General features: G+C 58.1%; 4 protein-coding genes. 1 reads left to right on the forward strand and 3 read right to left on the reverse strand.

The window, feature by feature from the left end:
• Positions 1-34: 34 nt before the first annotated feature.
• Genes M0974_RS29225 through speB form a run of 3 tightly spaced genes read right to left on the reverse strand, consistent with a single transcriptional unit; the run spans position 35 to position 2,951 of the window.
• The gene (locus M0974_RS29225) at positions 35-1,546 is read right to left on the reverse strand and encodes a cytosine permease (RefSeq protein WP_297845257.1); all 1,512 of its coding nucleotides are present in this window, start codon (positions 1,544-1,546) and stop codon (positions 35-37) included.
• 55 nt (positions 1,547-1,601) lie between these two features.
• Complete coding sequence (locus M0974_RS29230) at positions 1,602-1,991, reverse strand: nuclear transport factor 2 family protein (protein ID WP_297845260.1); 390 nt, start codon at positions 1,989-1,991, stop codon at positions 1,602-1,604.
• A 9-nt stretch (positions 1,992-2,000) separates the two neighbouring features.
• Positions 2,001-2,951, reverse strand: coding sequence for an agmatinase (gene speB / locus M0974_RS29235; protein WP_297845262.1), 951 nt, complete (start codon positions 2,949-2,951; stop codon positions 2,001-2,003).
• Positions 2,952-3,236: 285 nt separating this feature from the next.
• Here speB and M0974_RS29240 point away from each other — a divergent pair, with 285 nt between their 5' ends.
• A complete protein-coding gene (locus tag M0974_RS29240; protein ID WP_297845264.1) occupies positions 3,237-4,136 on the forward strand; it encodes a LysR family transcriptional regulator in 900 nt (299 codons plus the stop codon).
• Positions 4,137-4,172: the final 36 nt, after the last annotated feature.

The raw sequence follows: 4,172 nt of genomic DNA on the forward strand, positions 1-4,172 counted from the left end.
GGAAGCAGGCAGCCCGCCGCGTTGCACTGATGAATCAAGCAGCTTGTTGTGAATCAGAAATGGCAGGGTCGTTCAAACCTTTGCTGCGCGGATCGTTCGGCGCATACACCGCCGCACTTTCCGGGAACAGGCTCAGCAGCAGGAAGTACACCACTGAGGCGAGACCTAGGGTCACGGGCAGGCTGATGTCTATGCCTTGCGCCAGGTTGCCCAGCGGACCAACGAACTGGCCCGGAAGATTGACGAAGCACAGGCCGACCATCGCGCTAGGGATCCATGCACCCAAACCACGCCAGTTCCAGCCGTGGGTGAACCAGTAACGGCCACCTTTTTCACCGCGGGTGAACACCTGCAAATCGTCCGGGTGGTAGTAACCACGGCGCACTACCAGACCGATGATCATGATCACCATCCATGGAGTGGTGCAGGTGATGATCAGCACCGCAAAGGTCGACACGCTCTGCACCAGGTTGGCAGCGAAACGGCCAATGAAGATGAAGGCAATCGACATCACGCCAATCAGCAGCGTGGCTTTTACGCGGGACAAAACACGTGGGAACACGCTGGACATGTCCAGCCCGGTGCCATACAGCGAAGTGGTTCCGGTAGACATGCCGCCGATGACCGCCAACAAGCATACCGGCAAGAAGAACCAGCTAGGTGACACCGCCAGCAGGCCGCCGACATAGTTGTTCGCGGCGATGTAGTCCGGTGCTTTGATCGCCACAATGGTCGCAGTAGCAAGGCCAAACATGAACGGAATAAAGGTCGCAATTTGCGAGGCGATCACTGCCAGCATGATCTTGCTTTTAGAGGTGTCGCGCGGGATGTAACGTGCCCAGTCACCGAGGAACGCACCGAAAGAAATCGGGTTGCTCATGGCCACCAGTGCGGCACCGATGAACGCTGCCCAAAAGCCTTCTTTGCCCATGCTGACGGAGCCGGAAAAGTTGACGTCGAACGGACCGGCGAAGGCGAAAATCCCCAGCAGGAACAGCAAGCTTGCGCTCCACACCGCCACTTTGTTCACCCACAGCATGAAGCGGAAGCCGTAAATGCACACGGTCAGCACCAGTACTGCGAACAAGCCGTAGGCCAAGGCCAGGGTAAAGTCGTTTTCCGGTACGCCGATCAAGCGCTTGGCGCCACCGATCAGGGCATCTCCCGAACTCCACACCGACAGGGAGAAAAACGCGATGGCGGTCAGCAGCGACAGGAATGAACCGACGACTCGGCCATGAACGCCGAAGTGCGCGCCGGAAGAGACCGCATTGTTAGTGCCGTTGATCGGGCCGAACAGGCCCATGGGTGCGAGAATGACTGCGCCAATCAGCACGCCCAACACAATGGCCCACACACCTGCCTGAAATGACAAACCGAACAACACCGGAAAGCTACCCAGCACTGCGGTGGCAAATGTGTTGGCGCCACCGAAAATCAATCGGAATAAGTCGCGGGGTGTTGCGTCTCGTGCGGAGTCCGGGATCTGTTCGACCCCGAATGCTTCAATGCGGGTGATGCTATGCGCGTTGTTATTATTATCCATCATCTGCTCCGGTCATCGTGTTGCGGCGCTCAAAAGGCAGCCTTTTAGGGTGTTGTTAAGGTGTTGCAGATAAATGTTCGTGACAGGCCAGCCAACCGCCGTGGGGTTGGCGACGAAACACAATGGTTTCGCGTTCCTGACTGAAACTGTGTTGCCCTTGCATACGCAACTCAGTGGCAACGTCATGGATGAAGATCGCGACCTCATCACCTTGCAGGCTGACATGTGCGTTGCTGGACACGCAGCTGAGCACCTCGAAACCCTCAAGGCGCCAGCTGTCCCAGACGGCCTGGTAGGCATCGCGGCTCAGCAGAGGCTTATCGAGGGTGTAGAACACAAAGCTGGCGTCGGAGCTGAAGGCTCCGAAGTAAGCATCGCGGTCGTTGTTGGCGAACGCCGTCACCAGATCGGCGGCGGCTTGCAGGACTTCGTCATGGGCGGTCATGGTCATCTCTCAGCGATGGATCACGCCCGGCAGTACGCAGAGCATTTCATACAGTAGGTTGGCGCCCAGCAGCGAGGTATTGCCGGTGGTGTCGTAAGGCGGCGAGACTTCCACCAAGTCGCAGCCAACCAGCTCCAGGTCCTGGCAGCCGCGGATTATTTCGATGGCCTGAATCGTGGTCAAGCCGCCGATTTCAGGGGTGCCGGTGCCCGGTGCCCACGCAGGGTCGATGCCATCGATATCAAAGCTCAGGTACACCGGACCGCCGCCGACTTTCTCGCGGACTTCTTCCATCAGTTGTGACAGTGACTTGTGCCAGCACTCTTCGGCTTGAACCACACGGAAGCCTTGTTTACGGCTCCAATTGAAGTCTTCAGCGGTATAGCCCTGGGCGCGCAGGCCGATCTGAACCACACGGTCGCAATCGAGCAAGCCTTCTTCTACTGCGCGACGGAAGGTGGTGCCGTGGGCGATTTTCTCGCCGAACATGTGATCGTTGACGTCAGCGTGGGCATCAATGTGCACCAGCCCGACCTTGCCGTGCTTTTTGTGAATCGCACGCAGGATCGGCAGGGTGATGGTGTGATCACCACCCAATGTCAGCGGGATCACATCGTGTTCAAGGATCTGGTCGTAGGATTCCTCGATGATGCGCACGGCGTCCAACAGGTTGAACGTGTTGATCGCCACGTCACCGATATCGGCCACCGACAGCGAGTCAAACGGGGCGGCGCCAGTGGCCATGTTGTACGGGCGAATCATCACGGATTCGGCACGAATCTCCCGTGGCCCAAAGCGCGTGCCAGGGCGTAGTGATGTGCCGATGTCCAGCGGGACGCCGATAAAAGCGGCATCCAGGCCAGCGGCCGACTGCAGGTGCGGCAAACGCATCATGGTGGCAATGCCGGCGAAACGCGGCATTTCATTGCCGCCCAGTGGTTGGTGAAAAATCTTTTCCACGGGATAGCCTCATTGTCGTTGTGGTTTGAGTCGATTCTGCAAAGTGCGACCCATGGAAAGAATCGCTGAGGCGAAATACTTAGTTCAGAGAAATCTGAACTAACGCTAAACTACCCTCTGTTTTTGGGTCAGCTTGTTGGCGAAGCGGTCGTCGAAATCTGTGGGAGCGAATTCATTCGCGAAGGCCGCGACGCGTTTTTCCAGGCAGGCTGCGCCGGTGCATTCGCGAATGAATTCGCTCCCACAGGCACTAGGTGTGTATTCAATGAACCTCACGGATTTTTAATGGCCAGCACCTTACCCGACCTTAAACTCCTGCGGATCTTCGCCAGTGTGGTGCGCCAGCAGGGGTTTGCCAGCGCTCAACAAGAACTCAACCTCTCGACCTCGGCCATCAGCACTTACATGAGCCAGCTCGAAGCGGCCTTGGGTCTGGTGCTGTGCCACCGTGGGCGCGGCGGCTTCAGTTTGACCAGCAAGGGCGAGCTGTTCCATCAGGAAACCCTGCGCCTGCTGGGTGAGCTGGAAGGCTTTGAGCAATACGCAGCGGCGCTCAAAGGCGAGCTGCGCGGCACCCTCAACCTGGGGGTGATCGATACCACGGTGAGTGACCGGGCGTTGCCGTTCGCCGAGGCCATTGGCGCTTACACGCAAGAGCATCCGGCCGTGCATTTGCACCTGTCCGTCATGGGTCCGTATGAGTTGCAGTTGGGTGTGCAAGACAACCGTCTCGACCTGGCGATTGGCTCATTCTCCACGCGCATGAGCGGCTTGGTGTATCAGCCGCTGTACCGGGAGCAACACTGGTTGTATTGCAGCAATCGCCATCCGTTGTTTGCCGAACGGCGCGTTCCCGAAACTGTTATTGGCCAGCAACGCATGGTCGGGCGCGGTTATTGGAGCCAGGCAGAACTGGCTCGGCACGGTTTCAAACACAGCGCCGCCACGGTGGATAGTATGGAAGCGCAGCTGATATTGGTGCTGTCCGGCGCCTACATTGGTTATTTGCCGGAGCACTACGCCCAAGCGTGGGCCGACTCCGGCCATTTACGCGTAGTGCTGCCGGCCACGTTCGGCTACCAAGCGCCGTTCTCAATGATCGTGCGCCGTGGCCGCAGCCGTGAGCCATTGATTCAGGCGTTTCGTGACCTGCTGAAAACGCAGCTCAACCAGCCCAAGAACTGAGAAACATCATGTCCCGCACTCAATGTGCCCATTGCA

Origin of the sequence: Pseudomonas sp., assembly GCF_026224925.1 — a bacterium.
GTDB lineage: Bacteria > Pseudomonadota > Gammaproteobacteria > Pseudomonadales > Pseudomonadaceae > Aquipseudomonas.

Coding starts and splice junctions, on each gene's coding strand:
- M0974_RS29230 (WP_297845260.1), bottom strand. CDS start 1,991: ATGACCGCCCATGACGAAGTCCTGCAAGCCGCCGCCGATCTGGTGACG.
- M0974_RS29240 (WP_297845264.1), top strand. CDS start 3,237: ATGGCCAGCACCTTACCCGACCTTAAACTCCTGCGGATCTTCGCCAGT.
- M0974_RS29225 (WP_297845257.1), bottom strand. CDS start 1,546: ATGGATAATAATAACAACGCGCATAGCATCACCCGCATTGAAGCATTC.